Raw genomic sequence first — 18517 nt, 5'->3', positions numbered from 1 at the left:
TTCCTTATCTCCTCAGTTCCCATAATTTATGACAACTAATATAGACTCATCCCCTTCACCTCGCCCGCCTCGTGTTCCCCAGGGAACGCGTGATTCGCGCAGACACACGCCTAAAGCAGATATGCGGGGGCTTTATCAAAGGGCAATTAAAGAATCATTTGTCAAACTGCATCCCCGAGTTGCTGTTAAGAACCCAGTGATGTTTGTGGTGTGGGTGGGGACAATTGTGACTTTCTTAGTTACTCTCAACCCCAGTTTATTCGGTACTTTACAGGTAGATGTCAATCAGCAACGCTTGTTAAACGGGTTAATTACCTTAATTCTGTTTTTGACAGTGGTGTTTGCTAACTTTGCGGAAGCTGTTGCGGAAGGAAGAGGTAAAGCCCAAGCAGATTCTTTAAGGTCAACACGTTCTGATACGATCGCTCGCAAAGTTCTTCCTGATGGTACGATTCAACAAGTTAATTCTACGGAATTACGCCGCAACGATTTAGTAAAAGTCATTGCTAATGACATGATTCCTGCCGATGGCGAAGTCATTCAAGGCATCGGTTCGGTGGATGAGTCGGCAATTACGGGGGAATCTGCACCTGTACTCAAGCAACCGGGTACAGATATTGCTAGTTCTGTAACTGGAGGTACACGCTTACTTTCAGATGAATTAACGATTCGCATCACTGCTGATCCCGGTCAGGGCTTTATTGACCGGATGATTTCGCTTGTGGAAGGGGCTGAAAGAACTAAAACTCCAAATGAAATTGCCTTAACAGTATTGTTAGCAGTACTTACCCAAGTCTTCTTAATTGTCGTGGCAACCATGCCGCCCTTTGTTAACTACATTGCTAACTTTATTAGTACTGTGTTTGGGGCGGAAGCCAGCAACAGTTTACGTGCAGGTGCTAGCGTTGCCATCTTAATTTCACTGTTGGTAGCTTTAATACCCACAACTATCGGTGGTTTGCTCAGTGCAATTGGGATTGCCGGGATGGATAGAGTTGCCCAATTTAACGTCATTGCTACCTCTGGACGGGCAGTAGAAGCTTGCGGTGATATTAACACCTTAGTGCTAGACAAAACTGGGACAATTACCTTGGGTAACCGCATGGCTGATGAGTTTATCCCTGTAAATAGTTACACTCTTCAAGATGTAGCCAGAGTTGCTTTAGCTGCCAGTGTATTTGATGAAACACCAGAAGGCAGATCAATTGTCTCACTAGCCGATAGTTTGGGGGTCAGGGTTGATTTCGACTCCAAACAAGCCGAAGGAGTGGAATTTTCCGCCAAAACTCGGATGAGTGGGACTAACTTACCCAATGGGAAGGAAGTCCGTAAAGGTGCAGTCGATGCGATTAAAGGCTTTGTCCGTTCTCGCGGTGGTCGAATTCCTGATGATGTCGATGCAGCTTATGAGCGAGTTTCTCGTTTAGGTGGTACACCCTTAGCAGTCTGCCAAAATGACCAAATTTTCGGCGTGATTTATCTCAAAGATATCGTCAAACCTGGCTTAAAGGAAAGGTTTGACCAACTGCGGCGCATGGGTGTGAAAACTATCATGCTGACTGGTGACAACCGCATTACGGCTAGTGTAATTGCTCAAGAAGCCGGAGTTGACGACTTTATCGCCGAAGCTACACCAGAAGACAAGATTAGCGTGATTCGTGGCGAACAGTCTCAAGGTAAGCTGGTGGCAATGACAGGTGATGGTACTAACGATGCACCTGCATTAGCCCAAGCTAACGTCGGGTTAGCCATGAACTCTGGGACTCAAGCCGCCAAAGAAGCTGCAAACATGGTGGACTTAGATTCTGACCCCACCAAGTTAATTGATTTGGTGACTATTGGTAAACAGTTGCTCATTACCCGTGGGGCGTTAACTACTTTCTCTATCGCCAACGATATCGCTAAATACTTCGCTATTATCCCCACTATCTTTGCTGCAGCAGGTATTGGCGCACTGAATATTATGGCGTTAAAAAGTGCCCAATCGGCAATTATCTCAGCGTTGATTTATAACGCTTTAATTATCCCTGTACTCATTCCCCTAGCACTTAAAGGCGTGAAGTTTCGCCCTTTAACAGCGGATCAACTCTTAAAACGCAACATTTTTATTTATGGTGTGGGCGGAATTATTGCACCTTTCATCGCCATTAAACTCATCGATGTAATTTTACCTTTGTCTTAATTACAAATTACCAATTGTTATGAAATCGCTCCAAAAATCTACCCAAATAATTGCAGATATTACCGAAATATTTTCAGACTGGCGTAAACAAAAACTGCCCTTATCCATATTTCTGGGAATGTGCTTCAACCTGGTGGTTGCGCCTGTTGTATATGCAGCCACAGGTGAGGAATTTTCTCGCACACAAGCCTGGGCTTTGGGATTGTTAGGACTAGTAACCCTGAGTCTTTCTATTTATTTATTTTTTGTGATGTTTGTACCGGAGAAATTCTAATGAGTTTTACCAGAGAAGCCAGCAGAGCAATTCGTTCTACCTTTGTACTTTGGATAATTGGCGCAATTATCTATCCATTGATGATGATTGCTGTGGGACAGATTGTATTTCCCTATCAAGCCAATGGTAGTTTAATCAAAGATAGCCAAGGTCAAGTTGTCGGTTCTGCTTTAATTGGTCAACCATTTAGTAGCGATCGCTATTTTAACTCTCGCCCCAGCACCACCAGCTACAGTACCGCCGATCCTGCAAAAGATGATGCTAAAGTCTTACAAACAGGGGTTTCCGGTGCTAGTAACCTTGCTCCCAGCAACTCCGCCTTACTAGAACGCATCAAAGGTAAAGACGATCCCGATCCCAGCAAACGGGTTGAAGGCGATTTAAACCGTTTGAAAAAAGCCGGTGTCCAACCTACCGCAGATTTAGTTTACACCTCTGGTTCTAGCCTTGACCCCCACATTACCCCTGAAGCAGCCAAAGCACAAATTGCCCGTGTCGCTAAAGCGCGAGGAATATCATCCCAAGAGTTAGAAACTTTAATTAATCAAAATACTGATGGTCGTTTTCTGGGAATTTTTGGTGAGCCTGGGGTCAATGTCTTGCAATTAAATCTCGCTTTAGATGCTTTAAAATCTGCCAGTTAAAGCCTATCAATTGTGATGGTTATACCAATTCAAATAATGTTGGCGACACATCAATATATTCTAGAGGGCAAGGCATTGCCCATACGTGTCAACTTAAGCTAAAAGCGATATAGGGTGGGCGTTGTACAAATACCTCGCGCCCTCATCCCCTAACCCCTTCTCCTGGGGGAGAAGGGGAATTAAATCTCTTGCTCCCCTCTCCCGGCGGGAGAGGGGTTGGGGGTGAGGGCGAAACCTTGCACAAGAGCGGGTTTCACGTTAAGTTGACACCAATGGGCATTGCCTTGCCCCTACAATCTGTCGCATTCTTTTTTAAAATTAGTATTAATTATTAAATGGGGACGAAAACTCAAAAATAAAGGCGACGCTGTTTTATCACAATTTAAATGCACAACAGCTTATTACTTTACATGTGATAATTTTCCATTACCCATTACCAAACCTAAAAAATATCCTTCCGCTTTTGCAATAACAAGGTAAGCAATAAATAAACGGCTGTATGTAATAATAACAATCCCCAATTTTCAGTTAAATTTTCCCATGTGGCATTGTAAACTGCTGAAGGTTTAAAGGGTTGGGGAATTGTACTACCATCAGGTAATTGGGTTGGTAATGGTACAAGGTTATTAACATTAACTAAAGTCCCATAAGCTCCCACTGACCAACGGCTGACCATCAGCCAGGACAATAATTTATTGATAGCACCTTCAGTTTTAAATAAAACTCCAGAAAAGATAATTTGTGGTAGCAGTAGTAATGGTAAAGCGCTATTCGCTTGACTACTGTTTCTCACAATTGTCGAGACAAGTAAGCCTAAACTAAAACTTGCTAATAAGGTGAGAAATGTAGTAATTGCTAATCCTAATGACCAAGAAATAATTTTGGGGTCGGGCGATTTAAAACCTAAGAGAATTACTGCTACCATTAATAGGGTTTGCACAATTGCCAAAGCTGATAAAATTGTGACCTTGGAAGCAAGATAAGCTAATAATCCTAAATTAACTAAGCGTTCTCTTAAGTAAATTGCTGACTCTTTGACTATTTCTTGCAGAGAACTGGAAAGTCCTACCCATAAAGCTGCACAAGTAAAGACAAATAATACTTGCAAGGCTAATGATGCGAGGGTGGGATCGGCTTCGTTTCCTTCCACAAAGGGGGTTTTATCTCGCAGCGCTAACATAATCAAGCTTATACCGATGGGTGCGGTGAACAGCGCTAACCCCAAATTCACGCGATCGCGTACAATTAATTGCCAGTAACGTTGCGTTAATAACAGCCACTGCTGCCAAAATGATATTTGCTTGGGAGTCGGTGCAAAGGATTTAGTTGACTGGATATTACCAAAGCTGATTTGACTAGCTATGTATTTTTGATAATAGCTAGATTGCTGGAATTGCATCGCATATTTAACTACTTCTAACTCTTGTTCGAGTTTGATATAAATATCTGCAAAGTCGTTAACACCAAAAAACTGTAATGCATCTTGGGGTGTACCAAAATAGCAGAGTCTCCCACCCAAACCGAGAAACACTATGCGATCGCATTCGGTAATGTTGGCTGTCGCATGAGTGACTAAAATGATTGTTCTCCCGCCTTGATGCGCTAAGTCTTTTAATAGCTGCATCATCTGTTTATCTAAGCCGGGATCGAGTCCGGAAGTGGGTTCATCGAGAAAGAACAATTTGGGATCGGCTAGCAATTCTACGCCAATGCTAACTCGTTTGCGTTGTCCACCACTCAAATCACTAATTAAAGCATGACGGCGATGCGTCATTTTAATCGCTGCTAAAGCCTGTTCTACCACAGTTGGCAAATTACTATCCGGTGGTAAACGCAGCTTGGCTGCATAGGTTAGCACTTCCGCCACGGTCAATTCTCGGTGAATAATATCATCTTGGGGGACATAACCAATTTGAGTGCGGTACAAATTAAAGTTTTTCTGCAAATCTACGCCGTTAATCTGCACAGCACCTTGAGTAATTTTCTCAATTCCCAACAATGTCCGCATCAAAGTTGACTTCCCCGCACCACTACCGCCAACTAAAGCCACAAACTGTCCCGGTTCAATAGCAAAAGTTAAATCATCAAGTCGCCGTTTACCTTTGGTTTCCAGAATTAAGTCATGCGCTTCTAGACGAATGCGATCGCCTTGGTCGAGAATTTCTAAATTATCATCCCGCACTACCAATGTATAAGGGCCAATGCGGATTTTCGCCCCATTTGTCAATACCACAGAACCAACGACTTGTTTACCGTTGACGAAAACTCCGTTAGTACTGTAGTCCCGCAGAATGTAGCGTCCTTGATTATCCGTATCTATGATGGCGTGGCGACGGGAAACCGTAGGCGTATCTAACTGCAAGTTAGCTTGGGGATCGCGTCCTAATAACACCGAACGCTGTTTTATCGGAATTGTATAAGTTGTTGGTGTAGTAACTGAATGTGCGTTGTTGGGGTTGAAATATCTTACCTGAATTAATTGATTTGGGTTTTGGGCAATTTGCAGTTCAACACCGTGGTTTAAGTAATAGCCTTCTGTGGGGGTAACTAGAGAATGACTGACATATAGCTTATTACTACTGGGTTGTTGTCCATCACCATCATAGATGCGGTAGTCAACGCCATCTTGTCGTAAGACTGCTTGACAACGAGACACAACATTCCACTGTTGGGGAACCACTAAATCAGCTACATTGGGATCGCGTCCCAAAATATGCTGTGGCTTTTTTAGCTCAAAGTATAAAACCTCACCTTGATTATTTAATTCTAAATAAGGATTGGTGCTGAGAACAGTCTGACTTTGTGAAGGTAGCTGTACCATAATCTTTGGGGACTGGTGACTGGGGATTGGTGATTAGGGACTGGGGATTAGGGACTGGGAATTGGGGGACAAAAAGAAGTAGGACGATAACTCACTTTTGACTCTGGACTCTTAATAAATACCAAACACCAACTGCAAGCATCAAATAACATCATCAAAAAGTGCGATGTAGTTCATGCTCTGTAATTACTATGAATCTTAAACTGATTGAATCTAATACTTATTTACTTATCAAAAATTAATTTTATTTGAAGAGAATATATTCAATTAATATATCAAAAGTTTATGATATTGAAAAGCTAATTACAAATTATACATAAACACTGACCAGCCCAAATATTATGACGTTAACACTATTGAATAATCGTTATCAAGTACTACGCGTGCTTGGTAGTGGCGGTTTTGGGGAAACTTTTTTGGCTGAAGATACTCAAATGCCCTCTAGCCGCCGTTGCGTAATTAAGCAACTGAAACCTGTAGCGAATAATCCGCAGGTTTACCAATTAATTCAGCAACGATTTCAACAGGAAGCAGCCATCTTAGAAGAATTAGGCGATCGCAGCAATCAAATTCCTAAGTTATATGCTTACTTTGTCGAGAATGGGCAATTTTATTTAGTACAGGAATATATTGAAGGTAACACTTTAACTCAAATCATTAAACAGCAAGGATTGCTGAGTGAAAGTGCAGTCAAGGATATTTTAATTAATATTTTACCAGTGCTAGAGTTTGTTCATAGCAAGCGCATTGTACATCGAGATATTAAACCAGATAATATAATTTTGCGGTTTGCAGATAGCAAACCAATTTTAATTGACTTCGGTGCAGTCAAAGTATCAATGGGTACAATTATGACTGCTTCTGGTAATTCCAGTCAGTCCATTGTCATTGGTACGCCAGGGTTTATGCCTATGGAACAATCAGTAGGCAGACCAGTTTTTTCTAGTGATTTGTATAGTTTAGCACTGACAGCTATTTATTTACTGACAGGCAAATTACCCTCAGAATTTCCTACAGATCATGGTACAGGGGACATTCTGTGGCGAAATGCTGTCCCGAATACCAGTGCAGATTTTGCGGTTGTTTTGGATAAAGCAATACAACAATCACCACGCGATCGCTATCTCAGCGCCAGAGATATGCTAGCAGCATTGCAGACTCCAGCTGCACCCACTGTACCGATTATCGCGCCCACAATCATCACTACACCAACTCCACCAGTTTCTCCTGGCTATGCAGAAATACCAACAGTCGCCGCATCGCCAGCACCGCAATATCAACCGCCAACTCCTCCCCCCTCGCCTTTGCCTTATCCCAATCCACCCTTACCTACTAGCCAAGGTTTAGGAACTTGGCAACAAGGTGTAATTATTGGTGGTGCCATAGGTATAGTTGTGGTTGGTGGTTTATGGTTAGTGCAAGGAAAATTATCTAATCAACCACAGCCAGTAGCCAGTGTTTCCCCTTCTAGTTCACCTTCTGTTTCTCCACAAATCACAGATACAGAAATCTCATCAGGTAATTCTTCAACTAAAACTAACACAGATACATCATCAGGTAATTCTTCAACGAAAACTAACACAGATACACCAGTTGTTAAACCTACTACTAAAGCAGTAATTCCTGTTCAAACAAATACCCCAATTCCCAGTCCTCAAACAACCGAAAACCCTGCAGATACAATCGAAGTATTGACAGAAGCCGAAGCCAAAAATTTAATTAATAACTGGCTACAAGCAAAAAAAGTCATGTTTGCACCTCCCTACAATTCTCAGCCAGCAGAGGAATTAACTACGGGGAAACAATATCAACAAGTTGCGGGATATAATGGCTCAATTAATTCTCTCAAAACTGACGGTCATTATTACAAATATGGCTTACAACAAATTGACAGCGTAGATGATTTCTTCGTTGAAGGCAACGAAGCCATTATTCAAGTAAAAGTTACTGAAGACCGGAAGCTTTTTGATAGAAATGGCAATATATTACCTAAAGAAACCGACTTTAAAACTAGAACAGTGCGCTATGAATTAGAACTTGTAGACCAGCGCTGGAAAATATCTGCTACTGAAATAATTACCAAATAATTATGAGATTTTTCTCTAAGTTACCTTATCTTGCCCGCATTTTAATTATTGCCACAATTGTTGCCTTTAGTATAGTAATTTGTGGGACATTAATGATGCGATTTTCAGCATCAAATCCAGCAGTTCAAGCTACCACTGCACCCCCTACACCGAGTGTAGTTACTACTCAACCAACATCACAACCAACATCAGATTTACCTGCAATACCAACAGCAGCTTTACCGACGAATTCCACTCCTCTAAAAGTAGCTAGAACTAGTTCAGTTAATCAAAAAGTCAACTCTAATCAGCTAGCTTATGGGCATTTTCCCTATACACAAGCAAATTCCAATCAAATGACGCTAGTTGGTAGTTATGCTAGTGGTGCAGATCAGCGCTTTGAATCTTTAAATATTGAAGCTGTACAAGCATTTATGAAAATGACTTATGCAGCTAGAGAAGTAGGCGTTTGGATTATTCCTGTATCTGGATTTCGCACTATCGAACAACAACAAAAGTTATTTCTACAACAAATTAAGCGCCGGGGTTCTGAAAAAGAAGCTGCAAAAATTAGCGCACCACCAGGTTACAGCGAACACCATACAGGCTTTGCTTTAGATTTAACAGATGGTAAATTTCCCAAACAAGATATTACTTTAGCATTTGAAAATACAGATGCTTATCGTTGGTTGACTAGCCACGCTAAAGAATTTGGCTTTGAATTATCGTTTCCTCGTAACAATTCTCAAGGTGTAAGTTTTGAGCCTTGGCACTGGCGATATGTAGGTTCAGCACCTGCAACTGCTGTATTTGCGAATGCTAGAAATCAACGATAATTAAAAAATATCCTATCGCTAGGGGTAGCAGAAGGAGAGAAAGAATTTGCTCAATCAGCTAAAAAATATCTCAATTACATAACTACCCTTCAAGGTATCCTTTCATCATTATTCATTCGTCATTTGTATTGGCAAAGGATCAGGAACAAACGACAAATAATTTCATGTCCGTTTGAACACTTATCATATCTTTGAAAGTTGGTAATGGGTAATGGGAAAGAAAAATACAGTTTACCAATTACCAATTACCAATTACCAATTACCAATTACCAAGGCAATCTCACTTCCTAGTTTTTTCTTTATATATATAGCTATAGAGTAATTATTATAATTTGTGAAATCTCACATCAGGGATTATTGATGGTCAACTATTCACAGTCAACCATCAAAACCGATCCTAAATTATTGTTGAGGATTGTTTACTATTCGACAACGAGATATTAAAGTTATCTTTACCTATTTGTTGTTTAGCAGAGTTTACTGTTAAATAAAATTACTTATCCGTATTATTTCTTAGTCTTTCTCAATAACCAAATAGTATTTTTTATATTTCTTAGTTATTGAATAGCTGTGATATGTGATTAAAAGCCAGTTAATCCATAATCTGGCTACTATTACCACATCACCAATCACTGCAATTACCCTGATTTTTGGTTAAAGACTGAGTAATGGAATGAAGTGTTGCTTTACTCAGTGAAAACTTTACATAAACTTGACAAAAAAATTACCAAATTCAGTAGAGAATTTAAAAAATACAACTTACGCATTGACAGTAAATACCCAATATCTCAATATGAGATGTAGGTATCAGGAATTAGAACCTTATTTTTCAACAATTTTTTAGCACTGAGTGAAATCTATCTGAAGGTTACTATCAAACGCCTGAAACTACTAAATTGGGTTCACATACAATTAAGATTTCCAATTTGGACAATGCGTAATTTTTCACGATAGTGCTTCTCCTTGGGGTGAAATGAACTCTAAATAAGCACTAAAAAATAGGAGTTAGAAGTTACACGGGTGTGTTTATACTACGTGAAAATTGCTATGGGGAATTTAGCTTAAGCTTCTCCAAATCTTTTTTCTGTCGAATCATTGCTTGTTACATCTTGGATGCAGAAATATGGTCTACAGAGCTTATAATCGCCGTCAATTTATTCAAACAGCTGCTTTCTTTTCTGCTGGTTTAGCAACCTCAGTGGTTACTTCTCGTAAAACTCTTGCTGATGAGCTTGATTACCAGGCTATTGTCATTGGTAGTGGATATGGAGGAGCCATAGCTTCTTTACGTTTAGGACAAGCTGGTGTAAAAACTCTGATTATCGAGCGAGGAAGACGCTGGCCAATTAAGAATGTTCAACCTGGTCTCAACTCACAAGACTATACTTTTGCTAATTTCGATTTAGTTAATCCCGATAAGCGCTCTACTTGGCTGAGTTCAACAACTGTGTTTGGAACTCCAACACCACAAGTATATACAGGCGTTTTTGAAACTCTTGTAGAAACAGGAATTACTGTTGTTAATGGTGCTGGCTTTGGTGGAGGTTCACTGGTTAATAATGCTATTGCTTATCAACCAAAAAAAGAGATATTCTATCGAGTTTTTAATCGAAAATTAGTTGATTATGACGAACTAGATTCTGTTTACTATCCCAGAGTCAAACAGATGCTGCAACCATCGCCAATCCCCCGTGATGTTTTAAAGACTAAATATTATGGCAAAACAAGATTCTTTATAGAAAATGCTCGTAGAGCAGGCTATAACAGTTTCTTGTTAGATTTGGCAGTAGATTGGAACAAAGTTCGGGATGAAATCAAAGGCACAAGAGTAGCTTCTGTAATTGATGGACAAAACTGGTGGGGTGTTAATAGTGGAGCTAAAAATAGCTTAGATAATAACTATCTACGACAGGCAGAATATACAGGTAATATAGATGTTCTGACTTTACATATAGTTACTGAAATTGCCGAAATTCCTGGCGAAAAGCGAGGGTATCGCATCACTTGCAATAAAATTGATGAATTTGGGAACGTGATGGGTTCTCCAGTAACTTTAACTTGTCGTTATTTATTCATGGCGGCTGGTTCTGTTGGTACTTCCAAATTATTGGTTAAAGCTAAAGCTAAAGGCACATTACCTAAATTGAATCAGTTTGTTGGTCAATTTTGGGGAACTAATGGAGACAACATCACAACCAGAACAGAGTTAGGTACTGTATCAGGTAATGGTGGAACTGCAGGTGCTGTGATTGAACAACTTAATGCTCCTGTGCCTTTTGTGGTTGAAAGTCTGGAACTAGCAATTAGTCCTGATGGTACACAAACTTGCTTGGGTCTAGGCCTAACGCCTCCAGCAGGCAGATTTGAATATAATGCAACTACAGATTCTGTCAACTTAATTTGGGATCAAAGTGCAGATGAACAAATTATTAGTAGCACAGAAACCTTGTTCCAAAATCTTGACCAATACGCTAATTTCAATGGCAATAATTTTGGCAGAAAACCCAAACATCGTGGGCACCGAGGAATGATACCACGTCAACATATATCTTCTCCAAATTATCCAACACCATCAGCAGATTCTCAAAATAATGATGCTGCTATTACTGGACATCCTTTAGGAGGATGTGTCATCGGGAAAGCTTGTGATTCCTATGGCCGAGTTTTGGGTTATAAAGGACTCTATGTTGTTGATGGTGCCCTAATTCCCGGCTCAACAGCTTGTACCAATCCTTTCTTGACCATTAGCGCCATAGCAGAACGTTGCATGGACAAGATTATTAAACGAGATATATTCAAAAGTTAAGCAGTTTTTGCACTTTTGGCCTGTTATAGCTCCAGCATAGCTGTCTTCCAATACAGTTTGGTTAAGGGGCAAAGGGAAAAGGGGGAAAGGATTGAATTCACCCTTACCCATTACCCTTTTCCCAAATCATGAGGGAGATACAAAATACTTATCCGAACCGTATTTAGCTGCCTTCTTCAATTACTGATTGGAGACAGACTCCAAGTACTGGAGAAATGATTAGCCTTCAATAGGTCTTGAGAGGAAGTCCGACATTTGCAGAGATGAGAAGAAAAGCGATCGCATATCATCTTCGCGATCGCTTTTTCCATCACTAGTAAATCAAAACATTTTTCAACACACGAAACATCTACTCGATAGTCAAATTCTACCTATGACCAATTAGCACAAACGAGGTAAAGTATACAACAAACACCCTTTTTCTGACTGGCTCACGCCAATTTATGCAAACCCTGCTGAACAATCGCTATCAAGTTATTCAAACTTTAGGAGGCGGTGGATTTGGAGAGACTTTCTTAGCAGAAGATACCCAAATGCCATCCAAGCGTCGTTGTGTAATTAAACTACTCAAACCAATTCAAAACAACCCCCAGATTTATCAACTGGTAAGAGAACGTTTTCAAAGAGAAGCCGCAATTTTAGAAGATTTGGGTGGCGCTACCGACCAAATTCCCTCTTTATATGCTTATTTTCAGTCAGAAGGGCAATTTTATGTCGTACAAGAGTTAATTGAAGGGCAAACTCTCACAGCGAAACTCAAACAGCAGGGATTATTAAGCGAAAGTTCAGTTAAGGAAATATTAGTAAATTTATTACCAGTATTAGAGTATATCCACTCAAAGCGGATCATTCACCGCGATATCAAGCCGGATAATATTATTTTGCGTGGGCGAGACAATAAACCTGTACTGATTGACTTTGGTGCAGTGCGGGAAACAATGGGAACAGTACTAAATTCCCAAGGTAATCCTACCAGTTCAATTGTAATTGGCACACCAGGATATATGCCCAGCGAGCAAGCAATGGGTAGGCCAGTGTTTTCCAGTGATTTATTTAGTTTAGGCATGACAGCAATTTATTTGCTAACCGGGAAACAACCGCAAGAATTAGAAACAGATCCGCGCACAGGGGAAATTATTTGGTCTCATCATGCTTTAAGTGTCAGTCCCACATTTGCAGGAGTGATAGATAAAGCGATCGCCTATCATCCCCGCGATCGCTTCGCCACAGCTAGAGAAATGCTCCAAGCCTTGCAAATTGGGGCAAATACCTTTCCGCCAACTGTCCCTTATGTACCACCAACAGTAGCCAATACACCAGCAGCAACTCACCCTTATGCTCAACCACCAGTAGCCAACACACCAGCACCTACTCAATATACAATCCCTGTTAGTCCAGGGGTTTCTCATCAACCCAATACAATTCCTGCTAATCCACCGCCATCTTATCAACCTAGCAATTCCAGCAATGGACAAAGAGGAGTTTTTATTGCCAGTTTAATCGCCGGTGGTTTGATTGGCGCTGCCATAATTATTGCTTTTGCGCTTCACAACAACAAACAACCCCAAATTCTAGGCGAATCAACACCCGCAGCCACGGAATCTAACACAATCCGCAATCAGCCTCAGGAAACTGCAACACCAACAACAAGCGATCGCCCATCACCAGAAGCCGCAATCCAAAATTATTACGCCAATATTAATCAAGGACAATTTCAAACTTCTTGGAATCTGCTAACCCCCAGCTTACAAAATAATCGCAAACTCCACCCTAATGGTTATCTTTCCTATATAGATTGGTGGGGAGGTAGAGTGCAAAGCGTCGATGTCACACAAGTGAGTTTAGTACAAGCGAACGCAGAAACAGCCACCGTTGATGCAAGTATGCAATACTACCTCAAAAACGGCAAAGTAACCCCAGCTTCTGTGCGCTTTTCTCTATTATGGGATGCTCAAAATAGCAGATGGGTTGTTAGTGATGCCCAGTAAATTGATTCATGGAAAGCGCCGGAAAACTCCATCCTCTTGAAGATGGAGTTTTTTATTAACGCTGTTAACCAAATTTTGTCAAGCCATGTTGACTTTTTGTAACAATCCTGTTAAATTAGTTTACATAAGTTAATAAACAAGCGATAAAAAAAACTATGTACACCACAGTTAATGAAGACGGCGTTCTCAACAACTATCCAACTGAACCCCAGGTATATTGCGCTGAATACCCAGCAATTTGGGAACAACGCAACTACCTGATACAAGGTGCAATTGCAACTATGTTTGTTTCTGCGGTTATGTGGGTTGCTTTTGCAGTTAGCTAAAATTTTTTAATTTCGGTATCGGTATATCCCATCACATTTAAATTTCTCTCTCTGACCTCAGCTACCAAGCTGGGTCTTTTTGTTGCTGTTGAGTCAATACTACTCGGTTAAGGTTTTGGGAAAAAGGTGAAAGGTTAAAGGTGAAGGGTTAAAGGTTTTTTCTTTCCCATTTCCCTTTAACCCTGAACTGACAAGTATTGAAGTCTATACCAATTTAAAAAAGAATCCAATAGCGAAACCCAACAGCAAAGCGGTGTTTTTGCAATACTGCTCGGTTAAGGATTTTAAACTCTTAATTTGGTTTGGGGAAAAGGTGAAAGGGTAAGGGTTAAAGGTTTATTTCTTGCCCCTTTTCCCCTTCCCCTTTTCCCCTTAACCGACAAGTATTGGGTGTTGTTGGGTTTCGGGCTTCAAATCGGTATTAGTTGATATCAATTTAAAAAAGAATGCGACAGATGGTAGGGGCATGGCAATGCCCATTGGTGTCAACTTAAGCTAAAAGCGATATAGGGCAGGCGTTGTACAAATACCTCGCGCCCTCATCCCCTAACCCCTTCTCCCCCTGGAGAAGGAGAACTAAATCTCTTGCTCCCTTCTCCCTGTGGGAGAGGGGCACAGGGTGAGGGCGAAACCTTGCAACCAAGAGGGTTTCACGTTAAGTTCACACGTATGGGCATTGCCATGCCCTCTAGAATATATTGATATGCCGCAAACACTATTTAAATTGGTATGACAAGGTGCGATCGCTCTATACTTTTAGCAATTTATTTACACTAACGCTAAAAGCGCCCTCCCAATTGGGAGGGCGCTTTCAATTCACAGAGAAGCTATTACTTGATTGCTCAGAAATTAGCCGTTGATAGCAGGAGCAGTTAGTGCAACAGGTGCTTGCTCGCCAGCAGCCAAGTCTAAGGGGAAGTTGTGAGCGTTACGCTCGTGCATTACTTCCATACCCAAGTTAGCGCGGTTGATGATATCAGCCCAGGTGTTAACTACACGACCTTGAGAGTCAATCACTGATTGGTTGAAGTTGAAACCGTTCAAGTTGAACGCCATTGTGCTTACGCCCAATGCGGTGAACCAGATACCGACTACTGGCCATGCAGCCAAGAAGAAGTGTAAAGAACGGCTGTTGTTGAAGGATGCGTATTGGAAGATTAAGCGACCAAAGTAACCGTGTGCAGCTACGATGTTGTAGGTTTCTTCCTCTTGACCGAACTTGTAACCGTAGTTTTGAGATTCGTTCTCGGTGGTTTCACGAACCAAGGAAGAGGTTACTAGAGAACCGTGCATTGCAGAGAACAAGCTACCGCCGAATACACCAGCCACACCTAACATGTGGAAGGGGTGCATGAGGATGTTGTGTTCTGCTTGGAACACGATCATGAAGTTGAAGGTACCAGAGATACCCAAAGGCATACCATCAGAGAAGGAACCTTGACCAATGGGGTAGATCAAGAATACTGCTGTTGCTGCTGCTACTGGTGCAGAGAATGCTAGGCATATCCAAGGACGCATACCCAAGCGGTAAGACAATTCCCACTCACGACCGAGGTAGCAGAATACACCGATTAAGAAGTGGAAAATTACCAATTGGTAAGGGCCGCCGTTGTACAACCACTCATCTAAGGAAGCTGCTTCCCAGATGGGGTAGAAGTGCAAACCAATAGCGTTGGAAGAAGGAACAACTGCACCAGAGACGATGTTGTTTCCGTAGATTAAGGAACCTGCAACAGGTTCACGGATACCATCGATGTCTACTGGAGGCGCTGCGATGAATGCGATTACGAAGCAAGCGGTTGCAGCTAGTAGGGTTGGGATCATGAGGACACCGAACCAACCGATGTATAAACGGTTATTGGTGCTGGTAATCAATTCGCAGAAGCGATCCCATACGTTAGCGCTAGAGCGCTGTTGTAAGGTTGCTGTCATTGTTTTATGATTGCGGTTATATGTTATGTATGAATTAGGCGTGTTCTTGCCTATGTGAGTAATTTACACTGCTTTACAAAAGTTAATCAAGTACTTTAACTTTTGTAAATGTAATAAAACATATTAGTTCTACTTATTTAAAAGTCAGATATCTTTCAGATCTCAGGATAGTAGTGCTTTTGGCACTAATAATTAGCTTTAATCACAATTCAGCACGATAGTAGCGAGCAGAGATGATAAGAGCGTTTCAATCCCTAATAGGGATTAGTGTTAATTGCAATAACCTGGGTATTGCGTTATCTGTGGTACCTATATCGGTGTTTCAATCCCTAATAGGGATTAGTGTTAATTGCAATAAGAAATCGTAACCCGTTAACTTTTCTAATTCATCGTTTCAATCCCTAATAGGGATTAGTGTTAATTGCAATGAGAAAGATTTTTACCAGGTATTCACAATTGGCAATTGTTTCAATCCCTAATAGGGATTAGTGTTAATTGCAATCTTAATCTGCTTTTGAAGAGTTCGCAAAAAAAAAGCTGTTGGGTTTCAATCCCTAATAGGGATTAGTGTTAATTGCAATCGGCATTGACATACTCCCCAGCCTGAAGGCATGGGGATTCTAGCTTCAGACAGCGATTGCTGGCGTAGCCAGTCTGACATCACCTAAGCCAACAGTCGATGCCCCGACTGCACAAATATTGCGACTAGCGTTTTCGTCTCTTCCATTAACTGACTGACAGGAAGGACAACGCCACTCTCTAACTGACAAATCAAGACTTTCTAGAATATGTTTACAATTAGAGCATGTCTTGCTACTTGGATACCACTGGTCGATAAAGACAACCAGTTTATTCTTCTTCTTGGCAACCCATTCTAGGATTTGCAGAAACTCACCAAACGCTAAGTCTGATATTTGCCTGCCCCAAAGACGTTGCATTCCTTTGAGATTTAAAGTCTCAAAACAGAGAATATCGAACCTATCTGTTAGCTCATGAGCTAATTTCCAGAACCAATCACGCCGACGGTTGGAAATATCTTCATGCTTGCGTACTAAATTCTTTCTGGCTCGTTCTCTGTTAGATGAGCCTTTTAGCTTTTTGGAATGCCGCGAACTTGCTTTTTTAATGGCGCTTAGGGATTGCTTGAAAAATTGGGGCGATTCAATTTTAGTGCCGTCTGAGCAAGTGAGGAATGTCTTTAACCCAAAATCAAAGCCAGCGATTTTACCCGTCTTAACTTCAACTTCTGAGCTACCCTCATCAACAACCAAAACCATAAATAACTCACCTAACGGGGTGCGTTTAATAGTTAGGGTTTTGACTGTTCCCTCAATTTCTCTGGACTTCCAAAACTGGTAAACTCGACTACCAATTTTTACCCTATTTCCACCCAAAAACTTATAACCTGCCTGCTTAAGGGTGAACGATTTGTATTTCTTGACCTTCTTAAATCCTGGTGGTCTTACTCCTTTGTTATTGTGTTTGAAAAACAATTGGTAAGCTTTCTCAATGCGTTGACAAATATCTTGTGCTGCTTGAGAACCTACTGATTGCCAAAAAGAATTACGCTTTCTTAATTTGGCGATATGAGCCTGAAGTTTTGCACAGTTTAAATGCTTGCCAAACATCCGGTAATACCTTTTATGTAGAGCAATGCAATGGTTATAAATCACTCCAGCAGCGTTGATTGTGCGCTTGAGGTGTCTATTCCTTTTGTGTTCGTACAATTTAAACTTCAGTGTTTTCATGCTAGTATTATACCATAAAACGACGGCAATATGACGGCATGAAGAAATTAACAGTTCGATGCTCTAATGAAGAGTATGAAACGCTTTTGAAATACTGCGAAGAAACAGATCGCACTCAAAATGACGTACTTAGAGAGATGATCCGGAAGTTGAAGAAAAGCCGTGCTAGAAGCACGGGGCTTTAGACCCAATTTTTTGGTAAATATGATGTGGTGGAGTTCTGCTTTAGTTTCAATCCCTAATAGGGATTAGTGTTAATTGCAATTGTACCTGCTCTGATGCCCCCAGATATTTGCGGGGGTTTCAATCCCTAATAGGGATTAGTGTTAATTGCAATTTTGCTGTATTATTGGGGTAGTGTATTATTCAAAGTTTCAATCCCTAATAGGGATTAGTGTTAATTGCAATAAGCGGCAGAAGCCGGAAAGCTAGTCTCTATTTGGTTTTCAAGGTTCAGTTTCGCGGATGGGCTAATCATAACACATAAAAATGTCAATTAATTTTTTAAAAAATGCTGAAACTAAGTCTGGGTAAGGTGCGCGGATAGTTTTAATTTAATTTTTATCCAACAGACTGTCCTATAAGGAATACAACTATTTGTTCAACGGCGAGATTTTCTACACCTACCCATCCGCGCATTGAGCTAAAAAATCTTTTGCATTTCAACTTTAACAAACGCTTTAAGCATTTGATAGGCGATCGCACTCGCAAAAATCAGCACTATTTCCACCCGATAAGCTGTTAAGCATTGAAATTGTATAGCCGTACCTCACCAAGTTGCAACTTGCTGTATTTGTCTTGTCAATGTCATAAAATTTTTGTCATAGTCTATCTGGTATACATTGGAAAGGGCAAACTCTAACGACCAGCAATTAGGCATTCACGCTTTTAAAG

The 18517-nt window shown here is 40.9% G+C and carries 12 protein-coding genes and 1 CRISPR repeat array; of the genes, 9 read left to right on the top strand and 3 right to left on the bottom strand.

Features of this window, described 5'->3' with window-relative positions; all coding sequences use genetic code 11:
• Nucleotides 1–28 precede the first annotated feature (28 nt).
• The 3 genes from kdpB to kdpC are packed head-to-tail and all read left to right on the top strand — an operon-like array spanning nucleotide 29 to nucleotide 3100.
• Entirely contained in the window at nucleotides 29–2182 is a 2154-nt protein-coding gene (gene kdpB / locus HG267_RS20695) for a potassium-transporting ATPase subunit KdpB (RefSeq protein WP_071989469.1), read from the top strand.
• Between the two features lie 19 nt (nucleotides 2183–2201).
• Nucleotides 2202–2456, top strand: coding sequence for a potassium-transporting ATPase subunit F (locus HG267_RS20690; RefSeq protein WP_045873332.1), 255 nt, complete (start codon nucleotides 2202–2204; stop codon nucleotides 2454–2456).
• The gene (kdpC, locus tag HG267_RS20685) at nucleotides 2456–3100 is read left to right on the top strand and encodes a K(+)-transporting ATPase subunit C (RefSeq protein WP_045873333.1); all 645 of its coding nucleotides are present in this window, start codon (nucleotides 2456–2458) and stop codon (nucleotides 3098–3100) included. The genes HG267_RS20690 and kdpC overlap by 1 nt, the downstream gene beginning before the upstream one ends.
• Before the next feature lie 442 nt (nucleotides 3101–3542).
• Here the strand turns inward: kdpC and HG267_RS20680 are convergent, their stop codons facing one another.
• Nucleotides 3543–5921, bottom strand: a complete 2379-nt coding sequence (locus tag HG267_RS20680) for an ATP-binding cassette domain-containing protein (RefSeq protein ID WP_045873334.1) — start codon at nucleotides 5919–5921, stop codon at nucleotides 3543–3545.
• Between the two features lie 341 nt (nucleotides 5922–6262).
• Between HG267_RS20680 and HG267_RS20675 the strand changes: the two genes are divergently transcribed.
• From HG267_RS20675 to psb34, 5 genes are all read left to right on the top strand, one after another.
• Nucleotides 6263–8008 carry a protein kinase domain-containing protein gene (locus tag HG267_RS20675; RefSeq protein ID WP_210403127.1) on the top strand — a complete coding sequence of 582 codons (1746 nt, stop codon included), beginning with the start codon at nucleotides 6263–6265 and terminating at the stop codon, nucleotides 8006–8008.
• Between the two features lie 2 nt (nucleotides 8009–8010).
• A complete protein-coding gene (locus HG267_RS20670; RefSeq protein ID WP_045873336.1) occupies nucleotides 8011–8823 on the top strand; it encodes a D-alanyl-D-alanine carboxypeptidase family protein in 813 nt (270 codons plus the stop codon).
• A 1123-nt stretch (nucleotides 8824–9946) separates the two neighbouring features.
• Nucleotides 9947–11629 carry a GMC oxidoreductase gene (locus tag HG267_RS20665; protein ID WP_045873337.1) on the top strand — a complete coding sequence of 561 codons (1683 nt, stop codon included), beginning with the start codon at nucleotides 9947–9949 and terminating at the stop codon, nucleotides 11627–11629.
• Between the two features lie 443 nt (nucleotides 11630–12072).
• Nucleotides 12073–13617: a serine/threonine-protein kinase gene (locus tag HG267_RS20660; RefSeq protein ID WP_045873338.1), complete on the top strand. Its 1545-nt coding sequence runs from the start codon at nucleotides 12073–12075 to the stop codon at nucleotides 13615–13617.
• Nucleotides 13618–13772: 155 nt separating this feature from the next.
• Nucleotides 13773–13943 (top strand): photosystem II assembly protein Psb34, encoded by a 171-nt coding sequence (gene psb34 / locus HG267_RS20655; protein ID WP_045873339.1) that lies wholly within the window; start codon nucleotides 13773–13775, stop codon nucleotides 13941–13943.
• A gap of 849 nt (nucleotides 13944–14792) precedes the next feature.
• Here the strand turns inward: psb34 and psbA are convergent.
• The gene (gene psbA / locus HG267_RS20650) at nucleotides 14793–15875 is read right to left on the bottom strand and encodes a photosystem II q(b) protein (RefSeq protein WP_045867858.1); all 1083 of its coding nucleotides are present in this window, start codon (nucleotides 15873–15875) and stop codon (nucleotides 14793–14795) included.
• Nucleotides 15876–16119: 244 nt separating this feature from the next.
• Nucleotides 16120–16456: direct repeats of the CRISPR family, unit length 37 nt; unit sequence GTTTCAATCCCTAATAGGGATTAGTGTTAATTGCAAT.
• A gap of 45 nt (nucleotides 16457–16501) precedes the next feature.
• Nucleotides 16502–17623 (bottom strand): RNA-guided endonuclease InsQ/TnpB family protein, encoded by a 1122-nt coding sequence (locus HG267_RS20645; protein ID WP_045867859.1) that lies wholly within the window; start codon nucleotides 17621–17623, stop codon nucleotides 16502–16504.
• 38 nt (nucleotides 17624–17661) lie between these two features.
• Between HG267_RS20645 and HG267_RS20640 the strand changes: the two genes are divergently transcribed.
• Entirely contained in the window at nucleotides 17662–17808 is a 147-nt protein-coding gene (locus HG267_RS20640) for a ribbon-helix-helix protein, CopG family (RefSeq protein WP_045868487.1), read from the top strand.
• Nucleotides 17809–18517: the final 709 nt, after the last annotated feature.

The sequence above is a fragment of the Tolypothrix sp. PCC 7601 genome (assembly GCF_025677855.1).
GTDB classification, from domain to species: Bacteria; Cyanobacteriota; Cyanobacteriia; order Cyanobacteriales; family Nostocaceae; genus Aulosira; species Aulosira diplosiphon.
Note: the sequence above shows the minus strand (reverse complement) of the source record. Positions and strands in the feature narration are given on the sequence as shown.

Coding starts and splice junctions, on each gene's coding strand:
- kdpB (WP_071989469.1), top strand. CDS start 29: ATGACAACTAATATAGACTCATCCCCTTCACCTCGCCCGCCTCGTGTT.
- HG267_RS20690 (WP_045873332.1), top strand. CDS start 2,202: ATGAAATCGCTCCAAAAATCTACCCAAATAATTGCAGATATTACCGAA.
- kdpC (WP_045873333.1), top strand. CDS start 2,456: ATGAGTTTTACCAGAGAAGCCAGCAGAGCAATTCGTTCTACCTTTGTA.
- HG267_RS20680 (WP_045873334.1), bottom strand. CDS start 5,921: ATGGTACAGCTACCTTCACAAAGTCAGACTGTTCTCAGCACCAATCCT.
- HG267_RS20675 (WP_210403127.1), top strand. CDS start 6,263: ATGACGTTAACACTATTGAATAATCGTTATCAAGTACTACGCGTGCTT.
- HG267_RS20670 (WP_045873336.1), top strand. CDS start 8,011: ATGAGATTTTTCTCTAAGTTACCTTATCTTGCCCGCATTTTAATTATT.
- HG267_RS20665 (WP_045873337.1), top strand. CDS start 9,947: ATGGTCTACAGAGCTTATAATCGCCGTCAATTTATTCAAACAGCTGCT.
- HG267_RS20660 (WP_045873338.1), top strand. CDS start 12,073: ATGCAAACCCTGCTGAACAATCGCTATCAAGTTATTCAAACTTTAGGA.
- psb34 (WP_045873339.1), top strand. CDS start 13,773: ATGTACACCACAGTTAATGAAGACGGCGTTCTCAACAACTATCCAACT.
- psbA (WP_045867858.1), bottom strand. CDS start 15,875: ATGACAGCAACCTTACAACAGCGCTCTAGCGCTAACGTATGGGATCGC.
- HG267_RS20645 (WP_045867859.1), bottom strand. CDS start 17,623: ATGAAAACACTGAAGTTTAAATTGTACGAACACAAAAGGAATAGACAC.
- HG267_RS20640 (WP_045868487.1), top strand. CDS start 17,662: ATGAAGAAATTAACAGTTCGATGCTCTAATGAAGAGTATGAAACGCTT.